Raw genomic sequence first — 5,216 nt, 5'->3', positions numbered from 1 at the left:
CAGGCCGTCAAGCACGGACTGAAACGTATGCAGTACCGGCCGGGACTACTCATCGGGTTCCTCACCGAAACCGGACTGACCTGGAAAGATCTCCGATCAACATAACTTCACACGTTAATCTTCAGTAGTACTGGATTCCAGTCCTCGCGTACTGCTCGGCCTCACACCGCGTTTACTGCGGCGGGCGCCGTCCTGTTTCAGGAACCGACCCCACACCCTGGCCGCGCGGCTACTTCCCTGCGGGCACCTGGTCCTTGACCTGGTCGTAGCCGACCTTGATGGGCGCATCGGCCGGCGAGTAGATCATGCGGATCACGCCCGTCGGGAACGCCTCCGTCGCCGTCACCTTCAGGTGGTACGGCGTGTCGCCGTCGTCGAACAACCGGCGGCCCTTGCGTGCCGCCACCGGGTGCACCAGCAGGCGGAGCTCGTCGACCAGCCCCGCGGCGAGCAGTTGCCGTACCACGGAGATCGAGCCGGGGATCAGGATGCCCCTGATGCCAGCATCAGCCTTGAGCGCGGTGACGGCCTCGACGACGTCGCCCTCGACCAGCTCGCAGTTGCGCCAGGAGAACTCGAGCGGCTGACGCGAGACAATCACCTTGCGCACGTCCCCGAGCTGCTTGGCGAACGGCGCGTCCTCGCCGCCCGCTGCCTCGCGGGCTGGCCATGCCCCGGCGAAGCTGTCATAGGTCACGCGGCCGATGAGCAGCACGTCGGAGGTGTCATAGTCCTCGGCGACGGCGCGACCCATGTTCTCGTCGAAGTACGGGAAGTGCCAGTCAGGGTTGATCTCAGCCACGCCGTCGGCCGAGATGAACAGCGTGGAGATGACCTTTGCCATGGCGGTGGTCCCTTCGAGTCAGGTGGTGTCTCGGTAGGTAGACCGGCGCGGCAGCCAAATCTCATCGGCCGGCCACGGATCAGCCGGGCCGGTTCACCTATATCTCGGCCCACACGCTGATGCTGAGCGGGCGGATCCGCCCCGGCCCTCCGCGAGCGCACTGTGTCGATCGGGGACAGTCCCGGCACGCGAAGGGGCGTGGAACGCCCTGCCTGAAGCGGATCGGCCGGTCGTCGGATGGCGAGTGGCCGGCCACCGGTGGCGGATGGGAGGCCGGCTGGTGGCGGAGGCCGGAGGCCGCGCCGGGGAGCCTCGGTCAGTGCTTGATCGACCGGTGGTCGGGCGTAGCGTCAGTCGCCGTCGCGACCGTGTAGAGTCACCTCTGGTGCGGGCGAGCAGCCCAGAACCACCACTCGTCCGGGTGGCGGAATGGTAGACGCGCTAGCTTGAGGTGCTAGTGCCCTTTGCGGGGCGTGGGGGTTCAAGTCCCCCCTCGGACACGATCCATTACCCCACGGTAGCGTGGGCCGATTCTTACGGTGGCCTCCACGATGCCCGTCTTGGGCTGGTAGGTCAGGCGCAGGCCCAGTTGCCGGTAGACCTCCGCCTTGTCTGTGGGGTCAGCCTCGATCAAAGTGGCCACTATGTCGCCTAGCGCGTCGACCATGGCGGCGATTTCTTCTCGAGTCATCCTTGCTTCGGCACTTGTAGGTGCCCGAAACTCGTCCGCAGGACCTGACCAGGGCTTCTGTCTCACCCAATGATCGATAGGCCTTCCCCCCGGAGGCGATCGGACACCTGTACCCCTACCGACTACAAGCGCTCTTGACCGGGACACCACCACGTGGATGATCCTGGCCATGGCGGTTCGGCTGATCTATCTCGTCTTCTGTCGGCTGGTGGGCTGGCTGGGGTTGGTGGCTCGCAGCTCGGCGGCGAAGGACGCCGAGATCCTCGTGCTCCGCCACGAACTCGCCGTGCTACGCCGCCAAGTCGCCCGGCCCCGGTTCTGCTGGGCCGACCGCGCCATCCTGGCCGGGCTGACACGGCTGCTCCCGCGGGCGTCCCGGTCGATCCTGTTAGTGCGACCAGAGACGATTCTGCGCTGGCACCGCCAGCTGGTCCGCCGCCGCTGGACCCGACCGCACCGGCCACCCGGCCGACCCTCCACCTCCGCGGAGATCCGCCAACTGATCCTCCGCCTCGCCGATGAGAACCCCCACTGGGGCTACCGCCGCATCCACGGCGAACTCGTCCGACTCGGCTACTCGGTCGGGGCCAGTACCGTCTGGACGATCCTGCGCTCCGCCCACGTCGATCCCGCACCCCGCCGCTCCGGCCCCACCTGGCGACAGTTCCTGCACACCCAAGCCCACGCCATCCTCGCGTGTGACTTCTTCACCGTCGACACCATCCTGCTGAGCAAGCTGCACGTCCTGTTCTTCATCGAACTGGACTCCCGCCGGGTGCACCTCGCCGGGGTCACCCGCCACCCCACCGGCGACTGGGTCACCCAGCAAGCCCGCAATCTGCTCATGACCACAGGCGAGCGGGCGGAACGGTTCCGGGTCCTCATCCGTGACCGCGATACAAAGTTCAGCGCCGCCTTCGACACCGTCTTCACCACCGACAACATCAATATTGTGCGGACGCCCACGCGGACTCCGGTCGCGAACGCTTTCGCGGAACGCTGGGTCGGCACCGTCCGCCGCGAGTGCCTCGACCACCTCCTCATCCTCGGCGAACGACACCTCACCACTGTCCTCACCGACTACGTCGATCACTACAACCAGCACCGCCCCCACCGGTCACTCCAGCAACAGGCACCGCTCAGCACCGGCGCCGACCCACCGCCCGAACCCGGCACCTCGGTCGTCCGACATGATCGGCTCGGCGGGCTCATCCACGAATACCGGCAGGCCGCATGACCCGAACCCAGTTTCCGGCACCCACAGGCCTCGGCCGGTTCGGCCGCGCGTATTCCAATTCGACTGCTCCATTGATAGCCTGGCGATATGTCTACACTCAGATTGGGTGGCGCTCTCGTCGATCGAGTGGAAGAGCAGTCGCTTCCAGTTTCACTCGACCTTCTTACCAACGACAGAGCGCTCATCTCCCGTCGAATTACCCAGCTGCCCGACGGATTTCTGGACAGGAAATCTATGACTTTCCAGTTCTCGAGCCATAGCTGGGTCGTGAGGGTTGACGGCCTTACCGTGCTCATCGATCCTTGTACCGGCAACGGTCGCAAGGGAAGAGGGCCCTATTTTGACGACCTGAAAATTCCGTATCTGGACCGGCTAGCCCGGACCGGTGTGTCAACCGATACAGTCGACGTCGTGTTCTGCACCCACCTTCATCACGATCACTGTGGCTGGAACACGAGGCAGGTTGACGGGGCATGGGTACCGACATTCCCCAACGCGGCCTACATGTTCGTTGACCAGGAGTACCGGCGGTGGGACACCGCGAATCCGGTCCGACATCCCAACGACTTCAACCCCGACGTCTTTGACGAGTGTGTACGGCCGATCGTCGACGCGGGTCTGGCTCAGATCGTCTCCGTACCCTACAAGGTCTCACCGAGCCTGAGCGTCGAGCTTGCGGCGGGCCACACGGTCGGACACGCGGTGCTACGCCTTGCTTCCGATGGCGTGCGGGCATACTTCAGCGGGGATGCGTTCCACCATCCGATCCAGCTGACTCGACCGGAGCTTCACCTGCCCGGGTGCGATGATCTGGCGACCGCGATCGCCACCCGACGGGGACTGGCACAGCGGGCGCTCGACGAGGGCGCGTTCCTGTTCCCGGCGCACTTCCCCGCACCACACTACGGCCGCCTCGCCCGCGACAGACACGAGGTGTACTTTGTGCCCGGCGGCGCCCCATACACCGATGACGAACAGGCCTCAGCCAGAACTTAGAAGATTGAGTGATGTAGACCGCGACATAGTAGAAGACACCCTGGGAAGTCGAACGACAGCGACGCTCGCACGGCTACCTCCCTGACGCTGACGGGTCTGTTGCGTTCTGGGAAGGTGCGGCGTGCCGGCACCCGCACGGGTCCGATCGTCAGACGGCGAGTGCGAGCTCGACAAGGGCAGCGGACAACAGTCTGCGCGGGTCGGCATCGACGGAGAGTTCGTAGTGGCCGCGGCAGTTCACCGCGTCGTTCGACGCGGTCCTCGCCGATGCCGGTATCAACGCGGTCAAGATCCCACGCCGAACCCCCGGGCAAACGCCTACGCGGAACGGTCCGTCCAGACGGTCCGGACCGAGGTCACCGACCGTACGCTGATCTTCGGCGAACGGCACCTGCGCACGGTCCTGGCCGAGTACGCGGCCCACTGCAACGGACAACGACCTAACCGCGGCCGCGACCTTCAACCACCACGACCCGACCACCCCGTCGCCGACCTGACCCAGGAACGTCAAACGCCAGCCCATCCTCGGCGGCCTGATCAACGAATATGAGCGGGTCGCTTAGAGCGTGTCTCACGTCGAGTGCGGGAGTTTTTTCCAGCAGGTGATCGCGGCGGCGAGGCAGAGGAAGCCGAGGAAGTTCCGGCCGTTGCGTTCGTAGCGGACGGTCAGCCGGCGGTACCCACCCAGCCAGGCCAGCGTTCTTTCGACTTTCCACCGGTACCGGCCAAGGCGTTCGACGCTGTCCACACCTCGGCGGGCGATACGTACCGCGATGCCACGCCGGCGCAGGAAACGCCGCAGTTCCGGCTGGTCGTAGGCCTTGTCCGCCCGCAGCTTGTCCGGTCGGCGTCGCCGCGGCCCGCGGCGGGAACGGATCGCCGGGATACTGGCCACCAGTGGGACGAAGGCCCCGCTGTCGTGCAGGTTCGCCGTGGAGACCGCCACGACCAGCGGCAGCCCGTCCGCGTCGGTCAGGACATGGATTTTCGAGCCCGGTTTGCCGCGATCGACCGGGTTCGGACCGGTCAGGCTTCCCCCTTTTTCGCGCGGAGACTGGCCGCGTCCACGATCACCGACGACCAGTCGACCTGCCCGGCCGCACCGTGCAGATCAAGGATCTTCCGATGCAGCCGGGGCCAGACACCCGCCCGGGTCCAGGCCTGGAACCGACGGTGCGCCGTGGGCACCGACACCCCGAACTCGGCCGGCAGATGCCGCCAGGCACACCCCGAGGTCAGCACGTAGACCACCGCGGTGAACACCGCCCGATCCTCGATCGGGGCAGTCCCACCACCCTGCCAGCGACCCTCGAACCGGGGTAGCAGCGGTTCCACCAGCTCCCACAGATCGTCCGGGACCAGCCGCAGAGCGAGGCTGCTCTCCATCACATCCATGATCAGATATGTACCCGCAGAGCCGCCACACAAGACACGCCCTTAGGGCCTGT

5 protein-coding genes, 1 tRNA gene and 1 pseudogene are annotated in these 5,216 nt (G+C 65.9%); 4 read left to right on the top strand and 3 right to left on the bottom strand.

The window, feature by feature from the left end:
* Nucleotides 1-229: 229 nt before the first annotated feature.
* Nucleotides 230-844 (bottom strand): dihydrofolate reductase family protein, encoded by a 615-nt coding sequence (locus tag FMEAI12_RS08605; RefSeq protein ID WP_071065230.1) that lies wholly within the window; start codon nucleotides 842-844, stop codon nucleotides 230-232.
* Nucleotides 845-1,259: 415 nt separating this feature from the next.
* Here FMEAI12_RS08605 and FMEAI12_RS08600 point away from each other — a divergent pair.
* The 3 genes from FMEAI12_RS08600 (at nucleotide 1,260) to FMEAI12_RS08585 (ending at nucleotide 3,768) form a co-directional block, all read left to right on the top strand.
* A tRNA-Leu gene (locus FMEAI12_RS08600) sits at nucleotides 1,260-1,344 on the top strand.
* 360 nt (nucleotides 1,345-1,704) lie between these two features.
* Nucleotides 1,705-2,772: an integrase core domain-containing protein gene (locus FMEAI12_RS08590; RefSeq protein WP_112105611.1), complete on the top strand. Its 1,068-nt coding sequence runs from the start codon at nucleotides 1,705-1,707 to the stop codon at nucleotides 2,770-2,772.
* Between the two features lie 126 nt (nucleotides 2,773-2,898).
* Nucleotides 2,899-3,768: an MBL fold metallo-hydrolase gene (locus tag FMEAI12_RS08585; protein ID WP_235013829.1), complete on the top strand. Its 870-nt coding sequence runs from the start codon at nucleotides 2,899-2,901 to the stop codon at nucleotides 3,766-3,768.
* A gap of 148 nt (nucleotides 3,769-3,916) precedes the next feature.
* Here the strand turns inward: FMEAI12_RS08585 and FMEAI12_RS37055 are convergent, their stop codons facing one another.
* Complete coding sequence (locus FMEAI12_RS37055; protein ID WP_200835229.1) at nucleotides 3,917-4,057, bottom strand: hypothetical protein; 141 nt, start codon at nucleotides 4,055-4,057, stop codon at nucleotides 3,917-3,919.
* Between FMEAI12_RS37055 and FMEAI12_RS37930 the strand changes: the two are divergent.
* Nucleotides 4,002-4,331 (top strand): annotated as a pseudogene (locus FMEAI12_RS37930) (integrase core domain-containing protein); the annotation flags it as partial. The gene FMEAI12_RS37055 and the pseudogene FMEAI12_RS37930 overlap by 56 nt on opposite strands.
* A gap of 8 nt (nucleotides 4,332-4,339) precedes the next feature.
* Here the strand turns inward: FMEAI12_RS37930 and FMEAI12_RS08575 are convergent.
* Nucleotides 4,340-5,154 (bottom strand): IS5 family transposase gene (locus FMEAI12_RS08575; RefSeq protein WP_112105608.1). Its coding sequence is split into 2 segments (ribosomal slippage): nucleotides 4,340-4,798 and nucleotides 4,801-5,154, totalling 813 coding nucleotides; the frame shifts between segments, so codons are not numbered across the junction.
* Nucleotides 5,155-5,216: the final 62 nt, after the last annotated feature.

The organism is Parafrankia sp. Ea1.12, assembly GCF_900465275.1.
Taxonomy (GTDB): Bacteria; Actinomycetota; Actinomycetes; order Frankiales; family Frankiaceae; genus Parafrankia; species Parafrankia soli.
Note: the sequence above shows the minus strand (reverse complement) of the source record. Positions and strands in the feature narration are given on the sequence as shown.